The sequence below is a fragment of the Loktanella atrilutea genome (assembly GCF_900128995.1).
In the GTDB taxonomy this organism is placed as follows: Bacteria; Pseudomonadota; Alphaproteobacteria; order Rhodobacterales; family Rhodobacteraceae; genus Loktanella; species Loktanella atrilutea.
This window is the reverse complement of sequence record NZ_FQUE01000003.1, coordinates 13,980-40,972: the sequence shown is the minus strand read 5'-3', so window position 1 is coordinate 40,972 and position 26,993 is coordinate 13,980. Positions and strand designations below refer to the sequence as shown.

General features: G+C 67.7%; 23 protein-coding genes and 1 tRNA gene. 17 read left to right on the top strand and 7 right to left on the bottom strand.

Annotated elements, in window-relative coordinates; translation table 11 throughout:
- Positions 1-17 precede the first annotated feature (17 nt).
- Positions 18-1,913, bottom strand: a complete 1,896-nt coding sequence (locus tag BUA54_RS07985; protein ID WP_072856728.1) for a potassium transporter Kup — start codon at positions 1,911-1,913, stop codon at positions 18-20.
- Between the two features lie 54 nt (positions 1,914-1,967).
- Positions 1,968-2,594: a TetR family transcriptional regulator C-terminal domain-containing protein gene (locus tag BUA54_RS07980; RefSeq protein ID WP_072856727.1), complete on the bottom strand. Its 627-nt coding sequence runs from the start codon at positions 2,592-2,594 to the stop codon at positions 1,968-1,970.
- A 168-nt stretch (positions 2,595-2,762) separates the two neighbouring features.
- Here BUA54_RS07980 and BUA54_RS07975 point away from each other — a divergent pair, with 168 nt between their 5' ends.
- The 7 genes from BUA54_RS07975 to BUA54_RS07945 all read left to right on the top strand — a co-directional run bounded on the left by BUA54_RS07975 (position 2,763) and on the right by BUA54_RS07945 (position 13,225).
- Positions 2,763-4,013: a Zn-dependent hydrolase gene (locus tag BUA54_RS07975; protein ID WP_072856726.1), complete on the top strand. Its 1,251-nt coding sequence runs from the start codon at positions 2,763-2,765 to the stop codon at positions 4,011-4,013.
- A 74-nt stretch (positions 4,014-4,087) separates the two neighbouring features.
- Positions 4,088-5,539, top strand: a complete 1,452-nt coding sequence (hydA, locus tag BUA54_RS07970) for a dihydropyrimidinase (RefSeq protein WP_072856725.1) — start codon at positions 4,088-4,090, stop codon at positions 5,537-5,539.
- An 84-nt stretch (positions 5,540-5,623) separates the two neighbouring features.
- Positions 5,624-6,388 (top strand): ABC transporter ATP-binding protein, encoded by a 765-nt coding sequence (locus BUA54_RS07965; RefSeq protein ID WP_072857027.1) that lies wholly within the window; start codon positions 5,624-5,626, stop codon positions 6,386-6,388.
- A gap of 69 nt (positions 6,389-6,457) precedes the next feature.
- Positions 6,458-7,375, top strand: a complete 918-nt coding sequence (locus tag BUA54_RS07960) for an ABC transporter permease (protein WP_072856724.1) — start codon at positions 6,458-6,460, stop codon at positions 7,373-7,375.
- Entirely contained in the window at positions 7,372-8,208 is an 837-nt protein-coding gene (locus tag BUA54_RS07955) for an ABC transporter permease (protein WP_072856723.1), read from the top strand. The genes BUA54_RS07960 and BUA54_RS07955 overlap by 4 nt, the downstream gene beginning before the upstream one ends.
- Before the next feature lie 42 nt (positions 8,209-8,250).
- Positions 8,251-9,234, top strand: coding sequence for an ABC transporter substrate-binding protein (locus BUA54_RS07950; RefSeq protein WP_072856722.1), 984 nt, complete (start codon positions 8,251-8,253; stop codon positions 9,232-9,234).
- A gap of 265 nt (positions 9,235-9,499) precedes the next feature.
- Positions 9,500-13,225: an ExeM/NucH family extracellular endonuclease gene (locus BUA54_RS07945; RefSeq protein ID WP_072856721.1), complete on the top strand. Its 3,726-nt coding sequence runs from the start codon at positions 9,500-9,502 to the stop codon at positions 13,223-13,225.
- Positions 13,226-13,310: 85 nt separating this feature from the next.
- On the opposite strand, the gene BUA54_RS07940 is transcribed toward BUA54_RS07945, so the two are convergent.
- Together BUA54_RS07940 and BUA54_RS07935 are read right to left on the bottom strand one after the other, a co-directional pair.
- A tRNA-Val gene (locus BUA54_RS07940) sits at positions 13,311-13,386 on the bottom strand.
- Positions 13,387-13,415: 29 nt separating this feature from the next.
- Complete coding sequence (locus BUA54_RS07935) at positions 13,416-13,985, bottom strand: histidine phosphatase family protein (RefSeq protein WP_072856720.1); 570 nt, start codon at positions 13,983-13,985, stop codon at positions 13,416-13,418.
- 133 nt (positions 13,986-14,118) lie between these two features.
- Between BUA54_RS07935 and BUA54_RS07930 the strand changes: the two genes are divergently transcribed.
- Positions 14,119-15,039: a 5'-methylthioadenosine/S-adenosylhomocysteine nucleosidase gene (locus tag BUA54_RS07930; RefSeq protein ID WP_072856719.1), complete on the top strand. Its 921-nt coding sequence runs from the start codon at positions 14,119-14,121 to the stop codon at positions 15,037-15,039.
- A 5-nt stretch (positions 15,040-15,044) separates the two neighbouring features.
- On the opposite strand, the gene BUA54_RS07925 is transcribed toward BUA54_RS07930, so the two are convergent.
- The 3 genes from BUA54_RS07925 to crtD are packed head-to-tail and all read right to left on the bottom strand — an operon-like array spanning position 15,045 to position 18,861.
- Positions 15,045-16,442 (bottom strand): DUF2252 domain-containing protein, encoded by a 1,398-nt coding sequence (locus BUA54_RS07925; RefSeq protein ID WP_072856718.1) that lies wholly within the window; start codon positions 16,440-16,442, stop codon positions 15,045-15,047.
- 32 nt (positions 16,443-16,474) lie between these two features.
- Complete coding sequence (gene crtC, locus BUA54_RS07920; RefSeq protein ID WP_072857026.1) at positions 16,475-17,359, bottom strand: carotenoid 1,2-hydratase; 885 nt, start codon at positions 17,357-17,359, stop codon at positions 16,475-16,477.
- The gene (gene crtD / locus BUA54_RS07915; protein WP_072856717.1) at positions 17,323-18,861 is read right to left on the bottom strand and encodes a 1-hydroxycarotenoid 3,4-desaturase CrtD; all 1,539 of its coding nucleotides are present in this window, start codon (positions 18,859-18,861) and stop codon (positions 17,323-17,325) included. Before crtD ends, crtC begins: the two co-directional genes overlap by 37 nt.
- 105 nt (positions 18,862-18,966) lie before the next feature.
- Here crtD and BUA54_RS07910 point away from each other — a divergent pair, with 105 nt between their 5' ends.
- The 9 genes from BUA54_RS07910 to pufA all read left to right on the top strand — a co-directional run bounded on the left by BUA54_RS07910 (position 18,967) and on the right by pufA (position 26,869).
- Positions 18,967-19,842: a polyprenyl synthetase family protein gene (locus BUA54_RS07910; protein ID WP_072856716.1), complete on the top strand. Its 876-nt coding sequence runs from the start codon at positions 18,967-18,969 to the stop codon at positions 19,840-19,842.
- The gene (locus BUA54_RS07905; protein WP_072856715.1) at positions 19,839-20,969 is read left to right on the top strand and encodes a methyltransferase; all 1,131 of its coding nucleotides are present in this window, start codon (positions 19,839-19,841) and stop codon (positions 20,967-20,969) included. Before BUA54_RS07910 ends, BUA54_RS07905 begins: the two co-directional genes overlap by 4 nt.
- Positions 20,970-21,076: 107 nt before the next feature.
- A complete protein-coding gene (gene bchC, locus BUA54_RS07900) occupies positions 21,077-22,015 on the top strand; it encodes a chlorophyll synthesis pathway protein BchC (protein WP_072856714.1) in 939 nt (312 codons plus the stop codon).
- The gene (locus tag BUA54_RS07895; protein WP_072857025.1) at positions 22,012-23,013 is read left to right on the top strand and encodes a chlorophyllide a reductase iron protein subunit X; all 1,002 of its coding nucleotides are present in this window, start codon (positions 22,012-22,014) and stop codon (positions 23,011-23,013) included. The genes bchC and BUA54_RS07895 overlap by 4 nt, the downstream gene beginning before the upstream one ends.
- A complete protein-coding gene (gene bchY / locus BUA54_RS07890) occupies positions 23,003-24,604 on the top strand; it encodes a chlorophyllide a reductase subunit Y (protein WP_072856713.1) in 1,602 nt (533 codons plus the stop codon). Before BUA54_RS07895 ends, bchY begins: the two co-directional genes overlap by 11 nt.
- 109 nt (positions 24,605-24,713) lie before the next feature.
- Positions 24,714-26,171, top strand: coding sequence for a chlorophyllide a reductase subunit Z (gene bchZ, locus BUA54_RS07885; RefSeq protein WP_072856712.1), 1,458 nt, complete (start codon positions 24,714-24,716; stop codon positions 26,169-26,171).
- On the top strand, positions 26,168-26,392 hold the full coding sequence (gene pufQ / locus BUA54_RS07880; RefSeq protein ID WP_072856711.1) for a cytochrome PufQ: 225 nt from the start codon (positions 26,168-26,170) through the stop codon (positions 26,390-26,392). Before bchZ ends, pufQ begins: the two co-directional genes overlap by 4 nt.
- Positions 26,393-26,527: 135 nt before the next feature.
- Entirely contained in the window at positions 26,528-26,683 is a 156-nt protein-coding gene (pufB, locus tag BUA54_RS07875; protein ID WP_072856710.1) for a light-harvesting antenna LH1, beta subunit, read from the top strand.
- Between the two features lie 15 nt (positions 26,684-26,698).
- Positions 26,699-26,869: a light-harvesting antenna LH1, alpha subunit gene (gene pufA, locus BUA54_RS07870; protein WP_072856709.1), complete on the top strand. Its 171-nt coding sequence runs from the start codon at positions 26,699-26,701 to the stop codon at positions 26,867-26,869.
- Positions 26,870-26,993 lie beyond the last annotated feature (124 nt).

Below are 26,993 nucleotides of genomic sequence, written 5' to 3'. Positions count from 1 at the left end.
GTTCCAGCGACACCCTGTCAGATGACGATCTGCTGGCCCAGTTCGATGACCCGGTTCGGCGGCAGGTGGTAATAGGCCGGCGCATTCGACGCGGTCTTCGTCATCGCGGCGTAAAGCCGCTGCTGCCACCCCGGCATCACGCCCTTCTCCGCCAGCTTGAAGCTGCGGCGGTTGATGAAGAACGAGGTCGACATGATCTCGAACTTCACGCCCAGCTTGCGGGCCATGGCCAGCGCGCGGGGCACGTTGGGATCGTCCATGTAACCGAAGGTGACGAAAACGCGGGTAAAGGCGTCGGTGATCGTCTCCGTCACGACCTGATCGGCGGGCAGGACGTGCGGCGCGTTCGTGGTCGTCACCGTCACGATGTAGTTGCGGTCATGCAGCACCTGATTGTGCTTGAGGTTGTGCAGCAGGGCGGGCGGCGCCACGACGGGCTCTGCCGTCAGGAACATCGCCGTGCCGTGCACGTGGCGCAAATTTTCCGACCCTTCCAGCGAGGTGATGAGGGTCGAGAGCGGGATCGATTCGGACCGTGACTTGTCCTGCACGATCCGGGTGCCGCGCACCCAGGTGGCCATGACGATCACCAGCAGCGCCGCGACCGTCAGCGGCAGGTAGCCGCCCTGCAGGAACTTCGTCATGTTCGCGGCGAAAAGCCCGATCTCGATCACCGCAAGCGGGGCCAGCATCGCCAGCGCCAGCGGCACCGACCATTTCCACAGGTAGCGGTAGACGACGAAGGCGAGGATCGTGGTGACCAGCATTTCCCCCGTCACGGCGATGCCATAGGCGGTGGCGAGGTTGGCCGACGACCCGAAGGCCAGAACCAGTACTACGACGCTCATCAGCAGGATCGCATTCATGCGCGGGATATAGATCTGCCCCAGCTGGGTTTCCGACGTGTGATGCACTTCCATCCGCGGCAGCAGGCCCAGCTGCACCGCCTGATGCGCGACGGAAAAGGCGCCGGTGATGACCGCCTGGGACGCGATGACCGTGGCCACGGTGGCGAAGGCCACAAGAAACGGCAGCGCCCACGCGGGGGCCATCAAGAAGAACGGATCGCGCGCGGCGGACGGGTCCGACAGCACCAGTGCCCCCTGCCCGAGGTAGGACAGCGCCAGGGCCGGAAACACCACGAAGACCCATGCGATACGGATCGGCCTGCGCCCGAAGTGGCCCATGTCCGCATAAAGCGCCTCTGCCCCCGTGATCGCAAGGAAGACGGACCCGAGGACCGGCAGGGCGGCGGGTCCGTGGGTGAACAGGAACTGCAGGCCCGGCGCCGGGCTGAAGGCGGCGAGGATATGCGGATCGTCGGCGATGTGGCGCAGCCCCATGATCGCCATCATCGCGAACCATGCCAGCATGATCGGCCCGAACAGGCGGCTGATGCCTTCCGTCCCGCGCCGTTGCGCCGCGAAGAGAGCGATCAGGATTCCGACGGTCACGGGAATGACATAGGGCGCGAAGGACGGCACGATCAGCGTCACGCCCTCCACCGCCGACAGCACGGAAATCGCGGGAGTGATGATCGCGTCGCCGAAGAACAGCGAGGTGCCGACGATCCCCAGCATCAGCAGCAGGCGCTTCGTGCCCAGCGCGCGCTGTCCCAGCGCCAGCAGCGACAGGGTGCCGCCCTCGCCCCGGTTGTCGGCGCGCAGGATCAGGACGACATACTTGAAGGTGGCGATCAGGATCAGCAGCCACAGCAGCAGCGACACGATCCCCAGCACGTCGCCGGCCTGCGCCTCGGTGCCGTGGGTGGCGGCGGCCAGACCTTCGCGCAGGGCATAAAGCGGGCTGGTGCCGATGTCGCCGTAGACGACGCCCACGGACCCGACCGCAAGGGCAAGTGTGCTGGCGGGTTTGGCAGCATGACCGGGCGCGCCGGCGTGGACGGGGGACATGGCAGTGACCCAGATGATGACAGCAAGCGGCGACGTAGCCCTGTCCGTATGCCTTTACAAGGGACGGTCTTGCACAGGCTCCAGAACGCTGCGGAACAGCTGATCGATGAACCGGTCGGCCCCTGCAAAGGGGTCGGTTTCGCCCAGCACCGCCCGCACCTGCACGTCGAAATCCGCGTAGTGCTGGGTCAGCGCCCAGATCGAGAAGATCAGGTGATGCGGGTCGCTGGCCCTGATCTGTCCGGCCTCCATCCAGCCGCGCAGCACCGTCGCCTTTTCATCGACGAGGCTGCGCAGCGGCCCCGACAGGACCGCGCCGATCTGCGGCGCGCCGGCAAGGATCTCGTTTGCGAACAGCCGGCTCTCGCGCGGGAAATCCCGGCTCATCGCCAGCTTGCGATGGGCATAGGCGAGGATCTCGGCCACCGGATCGCCGTCCGCATCCAGTGCGTGCAGCGGGTCCAGCCATGTTTCCAGCAGACCCTCCAGCAAGGCGGTGTAGATCGCGTCCTTGGATGGAAAGTAATACAGCAGATTGGGTTTCGACAGCCCCGCTGCCTCGGCGATCTGGTCCAGCGTGGCGCCGCGAAACCCGGCAGAGGAAAAGGCGTCAAGACCCCCCGACAGGATCGCCGCACGGTTGCGGGCCTGGATGCGGGTCAGGGGTTGCGCCTCGTTCATCACTTTCTCCTCGCGCCGCAAATAGCGGCAGGGATCGGCCGCATCGCATTCATTTGCCCGATTTCCGGGCGTTTGCCGCATGAATGCGCGTGGCGCTTGACTGACCCTGACCCTCTGATAGCGTTTGTTTTACCGAACGGTCAAATCGAGATTGAGCAGGAGAGACGCATGGCAGCCCCCGGAGAAAACCTGCGGATCAATCCCGATCGCCTGTGGGATACCCTGATGGAGATGGCGAAGATCGGACCGGGCGTCGCGGGCGGCAACAACCGCCAGACCCTGACCGACGCCGACAGCGAGGGGCGGCACCTCTTCGCCGGCTGGTGTGCCAAGGCCGGGCTGAAGATGGGCGTCGATTCGATGGGCAACATGTTCGCGCGGCGCGAGGGCACGGACCCCGACGCGCTGCCGGTCTATGTCGGCAGCCACCTCGACACGCAGCCGACCGGGGGCAAGTATGACGGCGTGCTGGGCGTCCTCGGCGGGCTGGAGGTGATCCGCTCGCTGAACGACCTGAACATCCGCACGAAGCACCCGATCGTCGTCACCAACTGGACGAACGAGGAAGGCACCCGCTTCGCCCCCGCGATGCTCGCCTCCGGCGTCTTCGCCGGTGAGCATACGGAGGACTGGGCCAAGGCGCGCACCGATGCCGACGGCAAGACCTTCGGCGACGAACTCCGCCGCGTCGGCTGGGAGGGTGACGAGCGCGTGGGGACGCGCAAGATGCATGCCTTCTTCGAACTGCACATCGAGCAGGGCCCGATCCTCGAGGCCGAAGGCAAGCAGATCGGGGTCGTCACTCACGGGCAGGGGCTTTGGTGGCTGCAGGTGACGCTGACCGGCAAGGACGCGCACACCGGGTCCACCCCGATGAACATACGGGTGAACGCCGGCCTCGGCATGGCGCGGATCACCGAAGCCGTGCACCGCATCGCCATGGATCACCAGCCCGACGCGGTGGGCGCCGTGGGGCAGGCCAACGTCTATCCCAACTCGCGCAACGTGATCCCGGGCAAGGCCGTCTTCACCATCGACTTCCGCTCGCCCGACCTCGGCAAACTGACCTCCATGCGCGAAAAGCTGGAAGCGGAGGCGGCAGAGATCGCCGCAGACCTCGGCCTCGGGATAGAGATCGAGCCGGTCGGCCACTTCGACCCCGTGACCTTCGACGAAGGCTGCGTGACCGCCGTCCGCGATGCCGCCGAACGGCTGGGCTATTCCCACATGAACATCGTTTCTGGCGCCGGCCACGACGCCTGCTGGATGAACCGCCTGTTCCCGACCGCCATGGTGATGTGCCCCTGCGTGGATGGCCTAAGTCACAACGAGGCCGAGGAGATCAGCAAGGAGTGGGCCGCGGCAGGTGCCGACGTGCTGTTCCATGCGGTGGTCGAGACGGCGGGAATCGTAAGCTAGGGGGCGCTGCCCCCGGCCCAAAGGGGCCTCCCCCGAGGTATTTGAGACGAGAAGAAGGTCAGAGGAGTGACGAGATGAGCAAGGTGATCAAGAACGGAACGGTCGTGACCGCCGATCTGACCTACAAGGCCGACGTGAAGATCGACGGCGGCAAGATCGTCGAAATCGGGCCGGACCTGACGGGCGACGAGGTGCTGGACGCGACCGGCTGTTACGTCATGCCCGGCGGTATCGATCCCCATACCCATCTGGAAATGCCTTTCATGGGCACCTATTCCGCCGACGATTTCGAGAGCGGCACGCGCGCGGCGCTGGCCGGCGGCACCACCATGGTCATCGACTTCGCGCTGCCTTCGCCCGGTCAGGGGCTGCTGGACGCGCTGAAGATGTGGGACAACAAATCGACGCGTGCGCATTGCGACTACAGCTTCCATATGGCCGTGACCTGGTGGGACAAGCAGGTCTTCGACGAAATGCCGAAGGTCATCGAACGCGGCATCACCACCTTCAAGCACTTCATGGCCTACAAGGGCGCGCTGATGGTGAACGACGACGAACTCTACGCCTCCTTCTCGCGCCTGGCAGAGCTCGGCGGCATCGCCATGGTCCACGCCGAGAACGGCGACGTGGTGGCGGAACTCTCTGCCAAGCTGCTGGCCGCCGGCAATACCGGGCCCGAGGCGCACGCCTATTCCCGCCCCACGCAGGTCGAGGGCGAGGCCACCAACCGCGCGATCATGATCGCCGACATGGCGGGCGTGCCGCTCTACGTCGTGCACACCTCCTGCGAGGAAAGCCACGAGGCGATCCGCCGGGCGAAGATGCAGGGCAAGCGGGTCTGGGGCGAGCCGCTGATCCAGCACCTGACGCTGGACGAGAGCGAGTATTTCAACACCGACTGGGATCACGCCGCCCGCCGCGTCATGTCGCCGCCGTTCCGGAACAAGCAGCATCAGGACAGCCTCTGGGCGGGGCTGCAAAGCGGATCGCTGTCGGTCGTGGCGACGGACCACTGCGCCTTCACCACCGACCAGAAGCGCACCGGCGTCGGCGACTTCACCAAGATCCCGAACGGCACGGGCGGGCTGGAGGATCGCTTGCCGATGCTCTGGACCCACGGCGTGAACACCGGGCGGCTGACGCCCAACGAATTCGTCGCCGTGACCTCGACCAACATCGCCAAGATCCTGAACTGTTATCCCCGCAAGGGTGCTGTGCTGGTGGGTGCCGACGCCGACCTCGTGGTCTGGGACCCCGAGGCGACCAAGACCATCACGGCGGACAGCCAGCAATCCGCCATCGACTACAACGTCTTCGAAGGGCAGCAGGTGAAGGGCCTTCCGCGCTATACCCTCACGCGCGGCCGGGTCGCCTTCGCGGACGGCAAGATCAACCCGGAGCCGGGCCACGGCCAGTTCGTCGCGCGCGAACCGAAGGGATCGGTCAATCAGGCGCTGTCGACGTGGAAGGAGCTGACCGCCCCCCGCCCGGTGGAACGGTCGGGCATTCCGGCGACGGGGGTCTGATCCTTGGCATCCTCCCTTCACTTGGCTGAAAAAACTCCGGGGGAGGGGCCGCTTGCGGCACCGGGGGCAGCGCCCCCCGCCGTCATCGCCGCCGGGTCCGTCGACCTGACTTTCCAGACCGGTGACGGCCCGGTCCATGCGCTCAAGGACGTCAGCCTCGATATCGCCAAGGGCGATTTCGTCAGCTTCATCGGGCCGTCGGGCTGCGGCAAGACGACCTTCCTGCGCTGCATCGCGGGGCTGGAGACGCCCACGGGCGGCACCCTGACCGTCAACGGCATGTCGCCGGAAGAAGCGCGGCGCGCGCGGGCCTATGGCTATGTCTTTCAGGCGGCGGGGCTTTATCCGTGGCGGACCATCGGCGGCAACGTGAAGCTGCCGCTGGAGATCATGGGGTTTTCCAAGGCCGAGCAGGCCGAGCGCGTAAAGCGCGTGCTGGAGCTGGTCGACCTCGCAGGCTTCGAGCGCAAGTTTCCCTGGCAGCTGTCGGGGGGAATGCAGCAGCGGGCGAGTATCGCGCGGGCGCTGGCATTCGATGCGGACATCCTGCTGATGGACGAACCCTTCGGCGCGCTGGACGAGATCGTGCGCGACCACCTGAACGAGCAGTTGCTGCAACTCTGGGCGCGGACGGACAAGACAATCGCCTTCGTGACGCACTCGATCCCCGAGGCGGTGTATCTGTCCACCAAGATCGTGGTGATGAGCCCACGCCCGGGGCGCATCGCGGATGTGATCGAGAGCACGTTGCCGAAGGAGCGGCCCTTGGACATTCGCGATTCAGCAGAGTTCATCGCCATCGCCCACCGGGTGCGGGACGGGCTGCGGGCGGGGCATTCCTATGACTGACCTGCGCGCCTGTTGCGGATGCCGGACGCTCCGCGGGGAGTATTTCGGAAAAAGCGAGGAGGGGCGTTGATGCGGAACGTCCTGCCGATCCTGACCGTGGTGGCGGTGATCCTGGGCCTTTGGGTGATGGCGGTCGTGCCGATGAACATTCATCTGGCCGTCGATCAGGCGCAGCGGGACGGGGTCGTCGTGACGCCGGAGACTCCGGCGGCACGGCAGGACGTCGGCGCGCTGGCGCTGGCGGCACGCAATACGGGGGTGATCCCGGCGACCTACACGCTGGACCGGCCACGGCTGCCGGGACCGCAACAGGTGGTGGCGGAGCTGTGGAAGACGACCGTGGGCACGCGCGTGACGTCGAAGCAGAGCCTCGTCTATCACGGCTGGGTCACGCTGTCGGCGACATTGCTGGGCTTCGCCATCGGCACCGGCCTCGGGATCGCGCTGGCGGTGGGGATCGTGTTCTTCCGCACCATGGACCTGAGCGTCATGCCCTGGGCCATCGCCAGCCAGACGATCCCGATCCTGGCGCTGGCGCCGATGATCATCGTGATCATGGGGTCGCTGGGGATACAGGGGCTGCTGCCGAAGGCGATCATCAGCGCCTACCTGTCGTTCTTTCCCGTCGTCGTCGGCATGGTGAAGGGGCTGCGCAGCCCCGACGCGATGCAGGTCGACCTGCTGCGGACCTACCACGCGAATGCCGCGCAGGGGTTCTGGAAGCTGCGGCTGCCGGCATCCATGCCCTATCTCTTCGCGTCGCTGAAGATCGGGATTTCCGCAGCACTGGTGGGGGCCATCGTGGGCGAGCTTCCGACCGGGGCGCGGGCGGGCTTCGGGGCGCGGATGCTGGTGGGGGATCAATACGGGCAGCCGCTGGTCACATGGGCGGCGCTCTTTGCCGCGGCGATCACCGCGGCGGTGCTGGTCGGCCTCTTCAGCGCGCTGGAGCGGGTGTCGCTGAAACGCATGGGGATGGCCCGATGATGGCGCTGGCCGCCGTCATGCTGGTCTGGGGCGCGGGCTGGGTCATCAACCTGATGCTGGCCCGGCGCGGGCAGGGCACCGCCGGCTGGGCGGCGCCGCTGGTCTTCGGCCTCACGCTCCTGCTGATCTGGGAGGTGGGCGTGCGCCTCGGCAACGTCAGTCCGATCATCCTGCCGCCGCCCTCCGCCATCGCGGTCACCTTCGCGGACAGCCTGCCGACGCTCTGGGCGGATTTCGCGCAGACGATCCTGAAGGGTGCGCTGACGGGATATGTCTGCGGGGCGCTGGCGGCCTTCGTCGTCGCGGTGCTGGTGGACCGGTCGGATTTCCTGACGCGGGGCATCCTGCCGGTCGGGGCCTTCATGGCCGCCCTGCCGATCGTCGGGACCGCGCCGATCTTCGTCAAATGGCTGGGCAGCGACTGGCCGTCGAAGGCGGCCGTCGTCGGCGTCATGGTGTTTTTTCCGATCCTCGTGAACACCGTCGCGGGCCTGCGCGACACGACCCAGATGCAGCGCGACCTGATGCGGACCTACGGCGCCGGCTACTGGCCGTCCTTGCTGAAGCTGCGGGTGCCCGCCGCGCTGCCCTTCGTCTTCAACGGGCTGAAAATCGCGACCACGCTGGCGCTGATCGGCGCCATCGTTGCCGAATTCTTCGGCTCGCCCACCGTCGGCATGGGCTTTCGGATCTCGACCAGCGTGGGGCAGCTTGCGCTGGACCTTGTCTGGGCAGAGATTGTCGTGGCGGCCCTTGCCGGCAGTGCATTCTACGGCGCCATGGCGCTGATCGAAAGACGCCTGACCTTCTGGCACCCGTCGCAACGCAGATAACAGACCGGCCCAACCCGGCATCCCATCAACAAGGAGAGAAGAATGAAGAAGCTGATCACCGCCGCCACGCTGGCCTTCGTCGCCAGCGGTGCGAGCGCGCAGGACAATGACGTGAAACTGCAGCTGCAGTGGGTCACGCAATCCCAGTTCGCGGGCTACTACGTGGCGCAGGACAAGGGCTACTACGAGGAAGAGGGCCTGAACGTCACCATCCTGCCCGGCGGTCCCGACATCGCACCGCCGCAGGTGCTGGCCGGCGGCGGCGCCGACGTCATGCTGAACTGGATGCCCTCGGCGCTCGCCGCGCGCGAAAAGGGCCTGCCGGTCGTGAACATCGCCCAGCCGTTCAAGACCTCCGGTCTGATGCTGACCTGCTGGAAGGACACCGGCATCACGAGCGTCGAGGACTTCAAGGGCAAGACCATCGGCGTCTGGTTCTTCGGCAACGAATATCCCTTCCTGTCGTGGATGAGCCAGGCCGGCATTTCCACAGACGGCGGCGACGACGGCGTCACGGTGCTCAAGCAGGGCTTCAACGTCGATCCGCTGATCCAGCGGCAGGCGGACTGCATCTCGACCATGACCTACAACGAATACGGGCAGGTGCTGGATGCGGGCGTCAGCCCGGACGAGCTGGTGACCTTCAAGTACGAGGACCAGGGCGTCGCCACGCTGGAAGACGGCATGTGGGTGCTGGAAGAAAACCTGCAGAACCCCGAATTCGTCGACAAGATGGTGAAGTTCGTCCGCGCTTCGATGAAGGGCTGGAAATACGCCGAGGAGAACCCGGCCGAGGCCGCGCAGATCGTGCTCGACAACGACGAGACCGGCGCCCAGTCGCTTGAGGCGCAGGAGCGGATGATGAACGAGGTCGCCAAGCTGACCGCCGGGTCGAACGGCACACTGGACGAGGCCGACTACCAGCGCACCGTCGACACGCTGCTGGCGGGCGGGTCGGACCCTGTCATCTCGAAGGCGCCCGAAGGGGCCTGGACGCACGAGATCACCGATCAGGCGCTGAATTGACCTAACCACGCAGCGGCGCCTTGAGGTAGAGCAACACGAGACCGGCCCCCACGGGCCGGTCTTTTTCGTATGCGGTATCCTCCCGCGTTGCCCCGCCTGAAGCGGCGGAGGCTCGCCGACGCACCCCTCGATTTGCCGCGAAAACCGGCATGGATCAGGTTTTGCCACTTTCAACCCAGAGGTGCCGCAAGGGAAACGCAGACCTGTTACAAAACCCCGGTAATTTTTATCAAATGGGAAAAAACTGACGCGAGGCCTGCATATCATGTCGAAATTCTTCAAGATCGGACTGTTCTTCGGCGGCTTCGGCCCCGACCGGATCAAGGGGTCGGATCACGACGACATCCTGTTCGGCAGTTTCGGTCCGGACCGGATCGATGCGGGCCGTGGCGATGACATCGTGTTCGGCGGCTTCGGCGATGACACCATCCTCGGGGCGGCGGGCGACGACCGGATCTTCGGCGGGCTGGGGCAGGACACGGCAGTCTACGACGGCGGCGTCGACGACTATACGGTGACGGTCAAGCCCGCGCGCGGGTTCAGCCCGGCGCAGGCCACGGTCACGGACCTGACCGGCGACCGCGACCGCCTGCAGGGGGTGGAGCGTCTTTATTTCGCCGCCGATGACTACACCGCCGATCTGACGGGGCGGAACAACGCGGTGCTCGCGCGTGACGATGCCGCCGCGGCCACCGCCGATGCGCCGACCCTGCTGACCGGGCTGACGCAGAACGATTTCGACTTCGACCGCGACACCCTGCGGATCAGCGCCATCGACACGACGGGCCTCGTCGGTCAGGCCACCCTGAATCCGGACGGCAGCATCGCCTATGACGCGATGGGTGCCTTCGATTCCCTCCGGGAGGGACAGACGGCGACCACGACCCTGCGTTATACGGTGACCGACGGGCGCGGCAGCAGCGACACGGCGACGGCGACGATCACCGTGACCGGTGTGAACGACGCGCCGGGCCTTGCACTGGCCGATACGCTGGTGTTCGAGAACAGCACCGACGTGCTGACCGCCGCCGCCACAGATCCCGATGGCGATGCCGTGACCTACAGCCTGTCCGGCACCGATGCCGCGCTCTTCGTCATCGATGCCTCCACCGGGGCGCTGTCATTCGCCACCGGTCCCGATTTCGAGGCGCCCGCCGATGCGGACGGCGACAACGTCTATGACATCGCCGTCACCGCGACGGACGACGGCGGGCTGTCCGCCACCGCCGTGGTCAGCATCACCGTCGCCGACGTGGACGAGGCGACGGCCTTCCTGAACGAGATCCACTACGACAACGCCGGCGCCGACGCGGGCGAGTTCATCGAGATCGCAGGCGTGGCCGGCACCGACCTGACCGGCTGGACACTTGCGCTCTACAACGGCAACGACGGCAGCGTCTATGATACGGTGACGCTGGCGGGCCGTCTGGCCGGCACCGGCGACACCGGCTACCTTACCGTCGATTTTCCGGCCAACGGATTGCAGAACGGCTCTCCCGATGCGGTGGCACTGGTCAATGCCGCCGGGCAGGTGGTGGAATTCCTGTCCTACGAAGGCACGTTGACCGCCACGGGCGGCCCGGCCCGTGGCCTGACTTCTGCCGATATCGGCGTGGCAGAGGACAGCAACACCCCAATCGGCTTCTCGCTCGCGCGGCAGGCCGACGGCACATGGGCAGCACCCGCCCCGGCGACGCCCGGCGCCGGCAATGATGCACCGCCCGCGCCGCAGACCGCCGCCTTCATCAACGAGATCCACTACGACAACGCCGGCGCCGACACCGGCGAGTTCGTCGAGATCGCGGGCCCCGCCGGAGGAGACCTGACCGGCTGGACGCTGGTCGCCTACAACGGCAGCGACGGCACGTCTTACAAGACGGTGGCGCTGGACGGTGCCTTGTCCGGCAGCACGGGACAAGGCTATGCCGTGGTCGATATCGCTGGCCTGCAGAACGGATCGCCGGACGGTCTGGCACTGGTCGACCCGACCGGCACGGTGACGGAATTCCTCTCCTACGAAGGCAGCTTCACCGCTACGACCGGGCCCGCGCTGGGCCTCACCTCCACCGACATCGTCGTGGCCGAAGACGGCACCGAGGCGCCCGGCCTGTCGCTCCAGCGATTGCCGGACGGCACGTGGATCGGCCCCGTGGACCAGACCCCCGGCACCGCGACCGGCGTTACCACCCCGCCGCCGCCCCCGCCCGCGCCGACGGAAACCACGCTGATCTCGACCATTCAGGGCGACGGCTTTGCCAGCGGCTTCGTGGGGCAGGCGGTGCAGGTTTCCGCCGTCGTGACGATGGTCACCGCCAATGGCTTCTATCTGCAGGAAGAGGATGCGGACGCCGACGGCAACGCCGCCACGTCAGAAGGCATCTTCGTCTTCACCGGCGACACGCCCGATGTGGATGTGTCCTACGCCGTGACCGTCGTCGGCACGGTAGAGGAATACTTCGACGCCACCCAGATCAACGCGCAGACCTTCGACATCATCGGCCCCTTGGCCGACCTGCCGACCGCCGCCGACATCTCGCTGCCCTTCGGCGATGCCGCGATGCTGGAAGCCGTGGAAGGCATGCGCGTGTCGCTGGACACCGGCACGGCGGACGCACCGTTGCAGGTGATCGAAACCTTCGAACTCGGCCGCTTCGGAGAGATCGTCGTCTCCGAAGGGGCGCAGTTCCAGCCCACGCAGATCTACGATGCCCAGACCCAGGCAGAGGAGATCGCGGCGCTGCAGCAGGCGAATGCCGCCAACCGACTGACCATCGACGACGGCAACCCGGCGCAGAACCCCTCCGGCTTCGCCTACATCCCCAACGCGACCGCCGGTGACAACGGCAACGGCTACCTCGACATTGGCGACGACCTGTCCGCCGGCGGCACCCTGCGGATCGGGGCAGAGATCACGGCCCCCGTGACCGGCGTGATGACCTACGCCTTCGGCGAATACAAACTCGTCGCCGATGGCCTTCTGCAGATCGACGAGACGACGAACACCCTCTCCCGAGATCCCGTGCCCGCCGATGTCGGCGGCACGCTGCAGGTCGCCAGCGTCAACACGCTGAACTACTTCACCACCCTCACGTCAGAGGATTCGGACGCCCGGGGTGCGACGACGGCAGAGGATTTCCTGCGTCAGACCGACAAGCTGGTGACGGCGATCACCGCGCTAGACGCGGACGTCATCGGCCTGCAAGAGATCGAGAACAACGGCTTCGGCGACGGCTCCGCGATCGCCACACTGGTCGACGCCCTGAACGCCCGCGCGGGGGGCGAGGTCTATGCCTTCGTCGATCCGACCGGCACCGGGTCCACCATCGGGACCGATGCGATCACCACCGGCCTGATCTACCGCACCGATGCGGTCAGCGTGCTGGACTCCGGCATCCTTGACTACACGCCGGAAGGCGAGAGCCAGCGCAACCGTCCCACCGTCGCCGCCGCCTTCGAGGATGCGAACGGCGGGGTGGTGACCATCGCCGTCAACCACTTCAAGTCCAAGGGTGGCTCCGGCACCGGCAACGATGCGGACCTCGGCGACGGGCAGGGCAATTTTAACGCCACCCGCACCGCGGCGGCGGAAAAGCTGACCGCATGGCTGGCCAGCGATCCCTTCGATCTGGACGACCCGGACTACCTGATCATCGGCGACCTGAACGCCTACGGCAAGGAAGACCCTGTGCAGGCGATCGAGGCGGCGGGCTACACAAGCCTGCTCGACACGCTGATCGGTCAGGATGCCTTCAGCTACACCTTCGACGGACAGCGCGGCGCGCTGGATCAGGCGCTGGCCAGCGCCTCGCTCGCAGGGCAGGTGACCGGCATCACCGAATGGCACATCAACTCGCTGGAGCCGAGCCTGCTGGGCTATTCTTCGGAGTTCGTCGATCCTGCTTGGTTCAATGGCACTGATCCATACTCCGCCTCTGACCACGACCCCCTGCTGATCGGCCTGCAGCTGACGTCCGATCTGGAAGTCGCCTGACCCGACCGGCCGCCTTGCCCCATAGGGGCAGGGCGGCATCGCGCAGAAGCGACGACACTGGCGAAAAGCGCGGCCTGAAGGAATATGGTGGGTGGTGAGGGGCTCGAACCCCCGACATTTTCGGTGTAAACGAAACGCTCTACCAACTGAGCTAACCACCCGCAGGCGCCGATCTAGCGCCAAACGAAGGTCAGCGCAACTCTTCCATCCGGCCGCCCGTCAAGTGAAAGACATTGCCCTGACCGCCCGGCAGTTCCGTCCAGGCGCCGTGGTGCAGCCCCAGTGCGGCGCAGCGCAGCATCCGGCTGACGATGCCGTGGCAGACCACCACGGCGGGGCCGTCCAGATCGTTAAGGAACGCCCGCGCCCGCAGTGCCACGGCGTCCAGCCCTTCCCCCGGCGCGTGGGCATAGAGGCTGAGGTCGCCGTCGGGACCGTGCGCACCACCGCCCGCCGGCGCGCAGTCCGCCCGCAAACGGCCCTGCCAGTGGCCCACGTCGATCTCGCGCAGACGGTCGTCGGTGCGGACCTCTGCCGCGATGGCACCCAGCGCCAGCGCCGCCGTCTCGACCGCGCGCAACAGGGGCGAGGTCCAGAAGCCGAAGCCCGCCAGATCGCGCGCGGCCAGCAGCGCCCCCTGCCGTTCCGCCTGCGCCCGGCCCACGGGGGTCAGCGGTGCATTCAGATGCCCCTGCATCCGGCCCTCGCGGTTCCAGACCGTCTCGCCGTGGCGCAGGATGTAAAGGTCGGGATAGCCCATGCGCCACCTTCCGTGCTGAATTTCGCGCCACATGCCCGGCACCGGTGCGGGCGGACGGCGCAATCCGGCGGCCCGCGCTTGCGGTCCCGTCCCCCGCGTGCAGCATGTCCGCACACCCAGACCGGAGATACCGATGCACTGCCCGCCTGTCCACGCCGTCCGCGCGCCCCTCGCCCTGTCGCTCGCGATCCTTGCCGCCCCGCTGGCGGCGCAAGAGGCGGATACCACCCATCGCACCGCCATCGTCTCGGCCTTTCCGCCTGAAATCGCGGCCCTGCAGGACGGGTTGAGCGACACCGCGACGCAGACGCTGAACGGCGTCACCTTCACCACCGGCCAGATGGAGGGTCAGCCCGTCGTCATGTTCATGTCCGGGGTCAGCATGGTGAACGCCGCCATGACGACGCAGCTGGCGCTGGACCACTTCAGCATCGACCGGATCCTGTTTTCGGGCATCGCCGGTGGCGTGGACCCGGACCTTGCCATCGGCGACGTCGTGGTGCCCGGTCAGTGGGGCCAGTACCTGCAGGGCGTCGCCGCGCGGGACACCGACGGTGCCTTCGCCATCCCGCCGTGGATGACCAGTGAATTTCCGAACTTCGGCATGACCTTCACCGTCCCCTTCGGCGTCATGGCCGACGGCCTGACAGAGCCCGACATGAGGTTCTGGTTCCCCGTCGATCCCGACCTGCTGGCGCTGGCGCAGACCGTCGCCGCCGACGTCACCCTGTCCGACTGCACGCCGGAACGGGCCTGCCTGACAGAGGCGCCGAAGATCGTGGTCGGTGGCAACGGCGTGTCCGGCCCGATGTTCGTCGACAACGCAGATCTGCGGCGGCACGCCTTTGCCACCTTCGACGCGCAGGTGCTGGACATGGAAAGCGCCGCCGTGGCGCAGGTGGCCTTCGCCAACGACGTGCCCTTCATCGCCTTCCGGTCGCTGTCCGACCTTGCGGGCGGTGGCGAGGGTGCGAACGAGATGGGCACCTTCATGGCGCTGGCCGCCACCAACGCGGCGACCGTGATCCGGGCCGTGGTTGCCGCGCTGGACTGACGCCGTCAGCGGTAGGTGATGTCGATGCGGTCGAAGGCCCCCGCCGCGTGATCCTTGCGGAACATGCGGTGATCGCGGCGCAGGCGCTTCACCGCCTCCTTCGTCCACCGCTGGATGTCGGCCACGAACAGCCCGCGCGGGCTGGCGGCGGCGATGATCGACGGTTCCACGTCGTAATCGACCTGTCCCAGATCGTCCGACAGCGCATGGGCCTGCGCCAGCGCCGCGCCGCAGACGGCGGCATACTTGCGCCATGTCTTCTTCGACAGGTCGTCAAGGTCGATGTCGTCGCGGAACGGCGCGCGCTCGCGGCTCATGTAGCTGTCGCCGTCGATGGTCACGGCACCGTAGAAGACGTCGCCATGGGCCAGCTGCACCTTCTGCCCGTGGGCGATCCGGTCCGCCCGGTCGCCCGCCTCGAACGCCGTCGGCGGCGTAAGCCCCTGCAGGGCAGAGGTGCGGGCCCGCTTGAATTCCACAATCATGTCGTCGGTCGCATCCTTGGACGGTCCTTCCAGCAGCACGTAGTAGCGCGGCAGGCCCAGTGACGCCGTCCCCTGACCGTGGCGCACGCAGACGTCCTTGACCTTCAGCTCCGGGCTGCGGTCCGGCACGTCAAGGCCGTTGGCCTCGGCCAGATCGTCGATCGCCTGCTGGAACTTCGCGATCTCGCCGCTGATCGGTTGCAACTCCTCGTCGGCGCGAAAGCCCTTGCCGCCGGGCTTCAGATAGTCGCCCCACAGCCAGTCCTTGCGTTCTTCCCAGGCCTGCGCGAACAGGCGGCGGATCACCTTGGGCGAATTGTCGAGGCGGTAGTTGTCGTTCTTCTCGGTCGCGTGGCGGGCGTAATCCTCCATCGCCCGCAGATAGCCCTTCACGAAGTGCTTCACGATGCGCTTGCGCTGCTTCTTGCCCGCACCCGCGACCTCTTCCGCCGCGATCCAGAAGCCCACGGCGCCGCGCTTGATGTCCCAGGTGAACGGTGCATACAGCACCTCATCGAAGTCGTTCACGCCGAAGATCGGCACGTTGTGCGCATCCGGCATCACGCCGAAGTTTTCCGGGTGAACGTCGCCCAGCGCCAGCACCGTCGGCATGCCGGGATCCTCGCCCGCCATGTCCCGATAGAACAGCAGCGCGGTGCCGCGAAAGAACTTGAAGACATCCTTCGACAGCGTATCGAACTTTTCCGCCGTGCCGCTGGTTTGCTGCTCGATCCGGGTGGCGTGATCCTCTCGCAGGGTGCGGCGCACATGCTCGCGCCGGGCCTGACCGGTCAGCAGCACCGGCGGAATCAGCCGCTCGCCAGAGGCCATGGCCTGCGACAGCGCCTCGAATGCCGCGACGCGCGGTTCGGCCTTGCTGGCGCCTTCGGGCAGGCGCCGTGTCGTGTCTTCGGCCATGGCAATTTCCCTGATCTGTCGCAAGTCCAACGTCAGCGCGACGCGCCCGGTTCCGCCCAGCCGCGGCGCCGGGGCACCCGGAACGCCAGCATCGCCTTGACCAGCGGGTTGCGGTAGCGCGCCAGATCCAGCGCCTCGTGGACGCCGGTCACGGTCTCTCCGTTCAGTCGGGTCCGCACCGCGGACCGGCTGTAGAACGGCGCATCCAGCATCCCCAGCACCTGCCGCGGCACCGTGCCCGGATCGGACCGCGTCTCTCGTTTCACCTGCCACAGCGACCGCTTGAACGCGGTGCGCGGCGGCGCGATGGCCGACCGCGCCGATCCGTCCGGGGCAAAGGCGATGGCCGTGTCGAACCGGCTGCCGTCGCGCCGCACCGCGTCGTAGAAGCAGGTCGCCCCGGCGGATGTCGGAAACCGTCCCCACGTCCAGAAATCGAAATCCTCCTCCAGCGCGCGGGTGCCGAAATTCGCGTCGAAATAGCCGTGCCCCGACCAGTGCCACCCCTTCGCCTCCAGCGCAACGGTGATGTCGCTGACCGGCGCGAAGGGGCGCCAGACGTGCCCGCCGTCCGCCGCCAGCGGCAGCTCTACCCCCGTGATCGCGCGCGGTGTCACCTTGATCGTGCCGCGTACGCGGGAAATGACCGGCAGCCCGCTGACTTCATCAATATCGATGACCAGCGACCGCCCGTCCCAGTGCATCCGCGACGGCCCGACCTGCAGGGTGTCCCGCGTCGTCCGCAGGGCGTCGCGCCCCCGGTCCGTCATCGTGAACCGCCCGCCGGGGCCATAGGTCGCCACGTTGATGCAGCAGTTGTCGGCCGGATCGCGCCGCCCGCTCCATGCGTACCAGGGGCTGAACACCGACCCGATGAAGCCTATGACGGAAACGCCCTTCTGCCCGTCGTCGCTGATCCCGTCGACATACCACCACGCGTATCCGCCGGGCGGGACGTCGAGGTTGAAGCAAGGTCGCGCAGCATCGTCTCTGCCGCATGCCGGGCGGAGAGCGTGGCCATCGGCACCCCCGCCCCCGGATGCGTCCCCCCGCCGCACAGATACAGACCCGACACCGCCGTCCGCGCGGTCGGCCGCTGCAGCGCGGCCGTCAGCCCCTGCGGGGATCGCCCGTAAAGGGATCCTCTGCTGCCGGGAAACAGCCGTGCGAAATCCGCCGGCCCGGTCAGCGTCACCGGACCGGGGGACAGGTGCAGGCCGAATAGCCGCAGCCTGTCGAACATCAGTATTTGACATGAAAAGTCCTCTGCCGGGTGGTCGCCCAGGGGGGCGGCGTTGCGGATGATCTCGAAGCGCTGCAGCGCGCCGGGGGCGGCGCCGTGGTCCTGCGCGCAGATGTAAAGCGTGGCGTCCCGCGGCACCGCGCCCTTGGCGATGGCCGTGAACTCCGCGTCGGCATCGTCGGCGAAAAAGACCGTATGATGCGCCAGCGGCACCCCCTCCGGGACGGCGGCGAAACTCGCCACATGTGCCGACAGGCTGCGCGGCGTCACCGCGACCTCGGTCACGGCGGCCTTGGGCGCGGGTCCCAGCAGGCCGTCGTGCAGCGCGGCCGGATCGCCGTTGAACAGCACCATGTCGGCGGCCACGAACCCCGCGCCCGTATCCACACCGCTGACCTTGCCGCCCTGCCTGACGATCCGCCGCACCGGCGTCCCGTAGCGGAAGGCGGCGCCGAACCCCTCGGCCAGCCGCGCCAGCGTCGCGGCCAGCGCGTGCATCCCGCCGTCCACGGTCCAGACGCCGCGCGCCTCCGCCTCCCAGATCAGGGACAGCAGGGCAGGGGATGCACCCGGACTGCCACCGACGTAAGTGGCATAGCGCGCAAAGAGCTGCGCCAGTCGCGGTTCCCGGAACGACGCCGCCACAAGCCCCGCCAGCGTCCTTTGCGGCGCCATGTCCAGCGCCAGCCGCGGCTGGCGCAGCACCCGCCGCACCAGTTCGCGCTGCGACGGCTGTGCCGCCTGCATCATCGGCCCCTCGAAGGCCGCGAACAGCCGCGCCGCCCGCGCCGTGAATCGGCGGAAATCGTCGGCGCTGCCGGGACCGAAGACCTGCGCGATCCGCGCGGCGCTGTCGTCGGCCTCCGCCGTCAGGTCCAGCGTCGCGCCGTCGGGCCAGTAGTGCCGGGCCAGCGTCCGCAGGGGGTGCAGGGTCAGATGATCCTCCAGCCGCAGGCCCACATCGGCGAACAGCGCATCGAAGACCGGCTTCAGCGTCAGCACCGTCGGCCCCGCATCGACCGGCCCCGCCGCCGTGGGCAGGGTCCGCATCTTGCCGCCGGGGGTGGCCTGCGCCTCGATCACCGTGACGGCGCAGCCCGCATACGCCAGCCGCAGCGCCGCCGCCAGCCCGCCAATCCCGGCCCCCACGATCACGATCCGCGCCTGCCTGTCCATCGCGTCTCTCCCTCAACCCGAGTGTTGACTCGAAATGCAAATGTGTCCAGTCTGGTTTACATTAAGGTGTCTAATATAGATTACAGTTATCAGAGGATACGGCCCATGCGCCTGTCAGACCGGATCGACGCCGCCGTGGCATCTGCCATCCAGTCCGGCCAGCGCGGCCCGGCGCCTCAACGCCTCTCTGCCGCGCTGCACTATGCGGTCACGCCCGGCGGCGCGCGCATCAGGCCCACGATCCTCCTGTCTGTCGCCATGGCCTGCGGCGACGACCGCCCGGCCCTCTCCGATGCGGCTGCGGCCGCGCTCGAGGTCATTCACTGCGCCAGCCTCGTCCACGACGACCTGCCCTGTTTCGACGATGCCGACACCCGCCGCGGCAAGCCCGCGCTGCACCGCGCCTTTTCCGAACCGCTCGCCGTGCTGACCGGCGACAGCCTGATCGTCATGGGGTTCCAGCTGCTGGCCCGCGCCGCGGCCCATGCCCCCGACCGCGCCCTTGCGCTGATCGACGTGCTGGCCACCCGCACCGGCATGCCCTTCGGCATCTGCGCCGGGCAGGGGTGGGAATCCGAGGACCAGATCGACCTCGCCGCCTACCACCGGTCCAAGACCGGCGCGCTTTTCATCGCGGCGACCCAGATGGGTGCCATTGCCGCCGGTCAGGACGGCGAACCCTGGGCCGAACTCGGCGACCGGATCGGAGAGGCGTTCCAGCTCGCCGACGACCTGCGCGATGCCCTCTGCGATGCGACGGAACTGGGCAAGCCCGCCGGTCAGGACGACCTGCACGGCCGCCCCAACGCCGTGGCGCAGCTTGGCATCCGGGGCGCCGTGGCGCGGTTCGACGACGTGCTCGCCGGTGCGATCTCCTCGATCCCCGCCTGCCCGGGCGAAGCGGCGCTGGCGCAGATGGTCCGCGCCTACGCCGACCGCCTCGTGCCCGCCGTCGCGCGCCAGCCGATCCCCGGCGAATGACCGCGCGGGCGGGCCTCTTGCCGCCGCGCCCGGGCCTGCGCCAGCGCCTGATCCGCCTGATCGCCGACCCCGCCTTTCAGGCCCGCGCCGCCCGCATCCCCCTGCTGCGCCGCATCGTCCGGTCAGAGGGCGAGGCGATGTTCGACCTCGTCGCGGGGTTCTGCCACAGTCAGGTGCTGCTGGCGCTGGTCCGCCTCGACATCCCCGCACAGCTGCTGGACGCGCCCGCCGACACCGCGACCCTCGCCACCCGGTCCCATATCCATCCGGACCGCATGACCGTCCTGCTGAACGCCGCCGCATCCCTCGGGCTGCTGCGCCGCTCGCGCGATCTCTGGTCCCTGACCGCCCGCGGCGCCGCCCTCGCCGGCGTGCCCGGCCTGCAGGGCATGATCGCCCACCACGACGTGCTCTACCGCGACCTGACCGACCCCGTCGCCTTCTTCCGGGGCGAGGTCGAGACCGAGCTCGCCGCCTTCTGGCCCTACGTCTTCGGGGCCGGGGGGGCAACCGACCGCGCCGTCACCGCCACCTACTCGGCCCTGATGGCCGACAGCCAGCGGCTCGTCGCCGCGGACACGATCGCCGCCCTCGACTGGCGGCAAAGCCAGCACGTCATGGATGTCGGCGGTGGCACCGGCGCCTTCCTGACCGCCCTCGGCGCCGCACACCCGCACCTGCGGCTGACGCTCTTCGACCTCCCCGCCGTCGCCCCCGCCGCCGCCCACCGATTCGCGCAGTCGGGCCTCGCGGACCGCACGACGATCCGGGCGGGGTCGTTCCGCGACGATCCCCTGCCGACCGGCGCCGACACGATCGCCCTTGTCCGGGTGCTCTACGACCATGCCGACGACACGGTCCTGATCCTGCTCCGGGCGGCCCATGCAGCACTGCCGCCCGGCGGGCGGCTCGTCATTTCCGAACCCATGACCGGCGGTGCATCGCCGACGCGTGCGGGCGATGCCTACTTCGCGCTCTACTGCATGGCGATGCGGACCGGGCACGCCCGCTCCGCCGCGCAGATCAAGGCGCTTTTGACCGCGGCGGGCTTCACGGATCCCGTCACGGCACCCACGCCGGCACGCGCCTACGTCACCTCCGTCCTCTGGACTGTAAGGTCAAGTTGACAGTTGATATGTCTAAATATGTTGACACATAAGTGCATCTCGCTAAAGTTGATCCAAGGGGGAACGCGACGAAACGCACCCCATCACCTCGGAGGAGGGACCGCATCATGCACACGACCGCCGTCCTTCTGCAGGCCCCCGGCCAGCTGTCTCTTGCACAGGTCGGCCTGACCGCCCCCGGCCCCGCCGACGTCGTCGTGCAGATCCGCCACTCCGGCATCTCCACCGGGACGGAAAAGCTTTTCTACACCGGCGCGATGCCGCCCTTCCCCGGCATGGGCTTCCCGCTCGTCCCAGGCTACGAGGCCGCTGGCGAAGTGGTGGAGGCCGGGCCTGAGACCGACATTCCCGTCGGCACCCATGTCTTCGTGCCCGGCGCTAATTGCTACGACGGGGCCTTCGGCCTCTTCGGCGCCGCCGCGCAAACCGTCACCACCGCCGCCGCCCGCGTGACCCGGATCGACGCGGGTCTCGGCGCCGCCGGCGCGCTTCTGGCCCTTGCCGCCACCGCCCGCCACGCCATCGCGGGCCCCGGCAAGGCCGTCCCCGACCTCATCGTCGGCCACGGCACGCTCGGTCGCCTGCTGGCCCGCCTGACCATCCTCGCGGGCGCGCCCGCGCCGACCGTCTGGGACATCGACCCCGTACGCCGCACCGGTGGCACGGGCTATGACGTCATCGACCCTACGACCGACACCCGCCGCGACTACCGGTCGATCTACGACGCCTCCGGTCAGTCCGCCCTGCTGCCCGACCTGATCGGCCGCCTCGCCCGTGGCGGGGAAATCGTGCTCGCCGGTTTCTACACCGAACCGCTCTCCTTCGCCTTCCCGCCCGCCTTCATGCGCGAAGTACGCCTCCGCATCAGCGCCGAATGGCAGCCCGCCGACATGATCGCCACCCGTGCGCTGGTCGAATCGGGCGACCTGAACCTGGCGGACCTCATCACCCACACGATGCCGGCGGCGCAGGCCCCCGCGGCCTATCGCACCGCCTTCACCGACACCGCATGCCTGAAAATGATCCTCGATTGGAACGCCGCATGAAAGACGAAGTCCCGAACCTGCGCGACTACCACACCGCGCTGCGCGACGAGGCCGCGGCCCCCACGCTGGAGGTGCCGCAGGGCGAACCCACGTCGAAGACCCAGATCATCGCGATCTACGGCAAGGGCGGCATCGGCAAGAGCTTCACCCTCGCCAACCTCAGCCACATGATGGCCGAGATGGGCAAGCGCGTCCTGCTGATCGGCTGCGACCCGAAGTCCGACACCACCTCGCTGCTGTTCGGCGGCAAGGCCTGCCCCACGATCATCGAGACCTCGTCCCGCAAGAAACTGGCCGGCGAGGAAGTCCAGATCGGCGACGTCTGCTTCAAGCGCGGCGGCGTCTTCGCGATGGAGCTCGGCGGGCCAGAGGTCGGTCGCGGCTGCGGCGGCCGCGGCATCATCCACGGCTTCGAACTGCTGGAGAAACTGGGCTTCCACGACTGGGATTTCGACTACGTCCTGCTCGACTTTCTGGGCGACGTGGTCTGCGGCGGCTTCGGCCTGCCAATCGCGCGCGACATGGCGCAGAAGGTGATTCTCGTCGCCTCCAACGACCTGCAATCCCTTTACGTCGCCAACAACGTCTGCTCGGCGGTGGAATACTTCCGCAAGATGGGCGGCAACGTCGGCGTCGCGGGCCTCGTGATCAACAAGGACGACGGCACCGGCGAGGCGCAGGCCTTCGCCGAAGCGGTGAAAATCCCTGTCCTCGCCGCGATCCCCGCCGACGACGACCTGCGCAAGAAATCCGCGAACTACCAGATCGTCGGCACCCATGCCTCGCAATGGGGTCCGATGTTCGAAGGTCTGGCAGAGGCCGTCGGCATCGCGCCCCCCGTCCGCCCCACGCCCCTGAATCAGGACGGACTCCTCGGCCTATTCGACAGCAAGGACACCGGCGGCGATTACCAGCTCGTCCCTGCGACCGACACCGATATGCGCGGCAAGCACGGCACGCCCAAGGCCAGCCTCGAGGTCATCTACGATGACGCGTGAAGGCTTCCATGTCAGCAAGGACACGGACGGCACGGTGCTGGTCACGGCCTCCCCTGCTTCTTCTCGTGAAAAATACCTCGGGGGAGTCGCTTCAGCGACGGGGGCAGAGCCCCCCGCTGCCGCCGGCCTTTGTTCCTCGAGATCCGAACTGGACTCCGCTGCCCGCGCCGCCGGCCAATCCGACCTGCTCGACCAATTCGCGAAAGACTACCCCAAGGGCCCCCACGATCAGCCGCAATCCATGTGCCCCGCCTTCGGCAGCCTGCGCGTCGGCCTGCGGATGAAGCGGGTGGCGACGGTGCTGTCCGGCTCCGCCTGCTGCGTCTACGGCCTGACCTTCGTGTCGCATTTCTACGGCGCCCGCCGGTCGGTCGGCTACGTGCCATTCAATTCCGAATCCCTTGTCACCGGCAAGCTCTTCGAGGACATCCGCGAGAGCGTGCACCAGATGGCCGACCCGGACCGTTACGACGCGATCGTGGTAACGAACCTCTGCGTGCCGACCGCCTCCGGCGTGCCGCTGCGGCTGTTGCCGAAGGAAATCAACGGCGTACGGATCGTCGGCATCGACGTGCCCGGCTTCGGGATTCCCACCCACGCGGAAGCCAAGGACGTCCTCGCCGGGGCCATGCTGAACTATGCCCGGACCGAGGCCGAGGCCGGACCCGTCGCCCGCCCCGCCTCCGCCGCCGAGGATCGCCCCAGCGTCGCGCTGCTGGGCGAGATGTTCCCGGCCGACCCGATGATGATCGGCGCGATGCTGGCGCCGATGGGCCTGGCCGCCGGTCCCGTGGTGCCGACACGCGAATGGCGCGAGCTCTACGCCGCCCTCGATTGCGGCGTCGCCGCCGCGATCCATCCCTTCTATACCGCGAGCGTCCGCGAGTTTCAGGCCGCCGGTCGCACGGTCGTCGGCTCCGCCCCCGTGGGTCACGACGGCACCGCCGCCTGGCTGGCCGCCATCGGGGGCGCCTACGGCATCGCCGCCGACAAGATCGCCGCGGCGCAGAACGCCTTTCTGCCTGCCATCAAGGGCGCGCTGATGGGGGCGCAGGTAAAGGGCACGATCACCGTCTCGGGCTACGAAGGCTCCGAACTGCTGGTCGCCCGCCTGCTGATCGAGAGCGGCGCCGATGTGCCCTACGTCGGCACGGCGCTGCCGAAGACGCCCTGGTCCGCCGTCGATGCGGACTGGCTGCGGGCGAAGGGAGTCACGGTGAAATTCCGCGCCTCGCTGGAGGACGATCTGGCCGTAATGGAGGGCGTCCGTCCGGACCTCGCCATCGGGACCACGCCCGTCGTGCAGCGCGGCAAGGAACTGGGCATCCCGGCGCTCTATTTCACCAACCTGATCTCGGCCCGGCCCCTGATGGGGCCTGCCGGGGCTGGCAGCCTGCAGCAGGTCGTCACCGCCGCGATGGGCGGCAAGACCCGCATGGACACGATGCGCGCGTTCTTCGAGGGCGTGGGCGCAGGCGATACCGCCGGTGTCTGGGAAGGCAGCCCGAACCTGCGGCCCGATTTCCGGGCCCAGCACCAGAAGAAGCTGGACAAGCAGGCGCGCGCGGCCGCGGCGGAGCAGATGATATGAGCGTCGCGCGTGTGTCATGGGGGGCGGCGGGCCCCGCCCGCCCACCCCTTTCGGGGGCTTTGCCCCCGGACCCCCAAGGTATTTTCGACGAGAAGAAGGGGGGTGCGTCATGCTGGTGACCGATCACGATCGCGCCGGCGGCTACTGGGGGGCGGTCTATGCCTTCTGCGCCGTCAAGGGCCTGCAGGTCGTCATCGACGGGCCAGTGGGCTGCGAGAACCTGCCGGTGACCTCTGTCCTGCACTATACCGATGGGCTGCCGCCGCACGAGTTGCCGATCGTGGTGACCGGACTGGGCGAGACCGAGATGGGCGAGGGCACCGAGGCCGCGATGAAGCGGGCCTGGGATGTGCTCGATCCGGCACTGCCCGCCGTCGTCGTGACGGGCTCCATCGCCGAGATGATCGGCGGCGGCGTCACGCCGCAGGGTACCAACATCCAGCGGTTCCTGCCGCGTACCATCGATGAGGACCAGTGGGAGAGTGCCGACCGCGCGATGACCTGGCTCTTTACCGAGTTCGGTCAGACCAAGGGCCGGATGCCGCCGGAGAAGAAGCGGGAAGAGGGTGCGGCACCTCGCGTTAACATCCTCGGGCCGATGTACGGCACGTTCAACATGCCATCCGACCTGCATGAGATCCGGCGTCTGGTGGAGGGGATCGGGGCCGAGGTAAACATGGTCATGCCGCTCGGCGCCCATCTGGCCGAGATGCGCAATCTGGTGAATGCCGACGTCAACGTCTGCATGTACCGCGAGTTCGGACGCGGCCTGTGCGAGGTGCTGGACAAGCCCTATCTGCAGGCGCCCATCGGGATCGAGCAGACGACGCTGTTCCTGCGGTCGCTGGGCGAGCTGCTGGGACTGGACCCCGAGCCGTTCATCGAGTGCGAAAAACATTCCACGCTGAAGCCGGTCTGGGACCTGTGGCGGTCGGTGACGCAGGACTTCTTTGCCACCTGCGACTTCGCCGTCGTGGCGAACGAGACCTACACCCGCGGCATCCGCAAGTACCTCGAAGGCGATCTGGGCTTTCCCTGCGCCTTCGCCGTGGCCCGCACGCGCGGGCAGAAGACGAACAACGACGAGGTGCGTCACCTGATGCACAGCAAGCGGCCGCTGATCGTCATGGGATCGATCAACGAGAAGATGTACATGGCCGAGATGAAGAAGGGCTTCGGCCCGGCCCCGGCCTTCATCCCCGCCAGCTTTCCGGGTGCTGCGATCCGCAGGCACACCGGCACGCCCTTCATGGGCTATGCCGGCGCCACCTACCTGCTGCAGGAGGTCTGCAACGGGCTCTTCGACGCGCTGTTCCACATCCTGCCGCTGGGGTCCGAGATGGACGCCGCCCCGCCGACGCCCACCACACTGCGGCAATTGCCTTGGGATGCGGACGCGCAGGCGGCGCTGGACCGGATCGTGGCGACTCACCCGATCCTGACCCGGATCTCTGCCGCGAAATCCCTGCGCGATGCCGCCGAGAAGGCTGCGCGCGACGCCGGATGCGACCGGGTGGACCTGTCCACCCTCGCCACCTTTGACACCACCACTGGAGGACGATCATGAGCGATTTCACAACGGACGCACCGATCCTGCGCCGCCACGCCGCCGCGCCGAAGCGTGAATACTACGCCTATTTCGCGCTGATCTTTCTGGCGACGATCCCGCTGTCGCTGCTGACATGGGCGCTGAAGGCGGCCCGCCGGATGGCGTGGCCCGAGAAGGGCCCCATCGCCAGCGCCTGGTCCCAGGCCCGCATCATCACGCCGCACATCTTCAGCGCGTGACCCCATTCCCCGGACCGAAGGGGAGACGATTTCGCCTGTCCACCAACGGGCGGCGAAGACCGGACGGGGGAGGAGCCCCCGTCAATACCCGGCCGCGGGGGGTGCGCGGTGTCAGTTCATATTTGGAGACAAAAGATGGCTGATAGAAGTGACCTGTCTTTCACGGGTCTGACGGACGAGCAGGCGCAGGAGTTGCACTCGGTCTATATGAGCGGTTTCGCGATCTTCACGGCCGTGGCCGTGGTCGCTCATATCCTGACCTACATCAAACTGCCCTGGTTCAGCTGGTAAGGAAGGAACAAGCGAATGGCACAGTTCTACAAGATCTGGCTGGTTTTCGACCCGCGCCGCGTTTTCGTGGCACAGGGCGTCTTCCTGTTCCTTCTGGCGGTGATGATCCACCTTGTTCTGCTCTCGAACCCCGAGACGAACTGGTTGAACCGCGCCTTCGGCCCCGACGTCGAGGCGGTCCAGTAACTCGCCTGCGCCCGGCGCAGGATTGCCGCGGGCGGCATGCCCGGCCGCGGCAGACCACAGCAACGCCACGACAGACCGCCCGCGCACGGGGGGCCGGACAGGGCCTCGGCCTGTCCATTGATGG

Excerpts from the sequence above, each read along its gene's own strand:
- pufB (WP_072856710.1), top strand. The coding sequence starts at position 26,528 with ATGGCTGATAGAAGTGACCTGTCTTTCACGGGTCTGACGGACGAGCAG.
- BUA54_RS07955 (WP_072856723.1), top strand. The coding sequence starts at position 7,372 with ATGATGGCGCTGGCCGCCGTCATGCTGGTCTGGGGCGCGGGCTGGGTC.
- bchY (WP_072856713.1), top strand. The coding sequence starts at position 23,003 with ATGACGCGTGAAGGCTTCCATGTCAGCAAGGACACGGACGGCACGGTG.
- hydA (WP_072856725.1), top strand. The coding sequence starts at position 4,088 with ATGAGCAAGGTGATCAAGAACGGAACGGTCGTGACCGCCGATCTGACC.
- BUA54_RS07895 (WP_072857025.1), top strand. The coding sequence starts at position 22,012 with ATGAAAGACGAAGTCCCGAACCTGCGCGACTACCACACCGCGCTGCGC.
- BUA54_RS07935 (WP_072856720.1), bottom strand. The coding sequence starts at position 13,985 with ATGGGCTATCCCGACCTTTACATCCTGCGCCACGGCGAGACGGTCTGG.
- BUA54_RS07945 (WP_072856721.1), top strand. The coding sequence starts at position 9,500 with ATGTCGAAATTCTTCAAGATCGGACTGTTCTTCGGCGGCTTCGGCCCC.
- crtD (WP_072856717.1), bottom strand. The coding sequence starts at position 18,861 with ATGGACAGGCAGGCGCGGATCGTGATCGTGGGGGCCGGGATTGGCGGG.
- bchZ (WP_072856712.1), top strand. The coding sequence starts at position 24,714 with ATGCTGGTGACCGATCACGATCGCGCCGGCGGCTACTGGGGGGCGGTC.
- BUA54_RS07930 (WP_072856719.1), top strand. The coding sequence starts at position 14,119 with ATGCACTGCCCGCCTGTCCACGCCGTCCGCGCGCCCCTCGCCCTGTCG.
- BUA54_RS07950 (WP_072856722.1), top strand. The coding sequence starts at position 8,251 with ATGAAGAAGCTGATCACCGCCGCCACGCTGGCCTTCGTCGCCAGCGGT.
- BUA54_RS07980 (WP_072856727.1), bottom strand. The coding sequence starts at position 2,594 with ATGAACGAGGCGCAACCCCTGACCCGCATCCAGGCCCGCAACCGTGCG.
- BUA54_RS07975 (WP_072856726.1), top strand. The coding sequence starts at position 2,763 with ATGGCAGCCCCCGGAGAAAACCTGCGGATCAATCCCGATCGCCTGTGG.
- pufQ (WP_072856711.1), top strand. The coding sequence starts at position 26,168 with ATGAGCGATTTCACAACGGACGCACCGATCCTGCGCCGCCACGCCGCC.
- BUA54_RS07985 (WP_072856728.1), bottom strand. The coding sequence starts at position 1,913 with ATGTCCCCCGTCCACGCCGGCGCGCCCGGTCATGCTGCCAAACCCGCC.
- BUA54_RS07960 (WP_072856724.1), top strand. The coding sequence starts at position 6,458 with ATGCGGAACGTCCTGCCGATCCTGACCGTGGTGGCGGTGATCCTGGGC.
- BUA54_RS07925 (WP_072856718.1), bottom strand. The coding sequence starts at position 16,442 with ATGGCCGAAGACACGACACGGCGCCTGCCCGAAGGCGCCAGCAAGGCC.
- BUA54_RS07905 (WP_072856715.1), top strand. The coding sequence starts at position 19,839 with ATGACCGCGCGGGCGGGCCTCTTGCCGCCGCGCCCGGGCCTGCGCCAG.
- bchC (WP_072856714.1), top strand. The coding sequence starts at position 21,077 with ATGCACACGACCGCCGTCCTTCTGCAGGCCCCCGGCCAGCTGTCTCTT.
- BUA54_RS07910 (WP_072856716.1), top strand. The coding sequence starts at position 18,967 with ATGCGCCTGTCAGACCGGATCGACGCCGCCGTGGCATCTGCCATCCAG.
- pufA (WP_072856709.1), top strand. The coding sequence starts at position 26,699 with ATGGCACAGTTCTACAAGATCTGGCTGGTTTTCGACCCGCGCCGCGTT.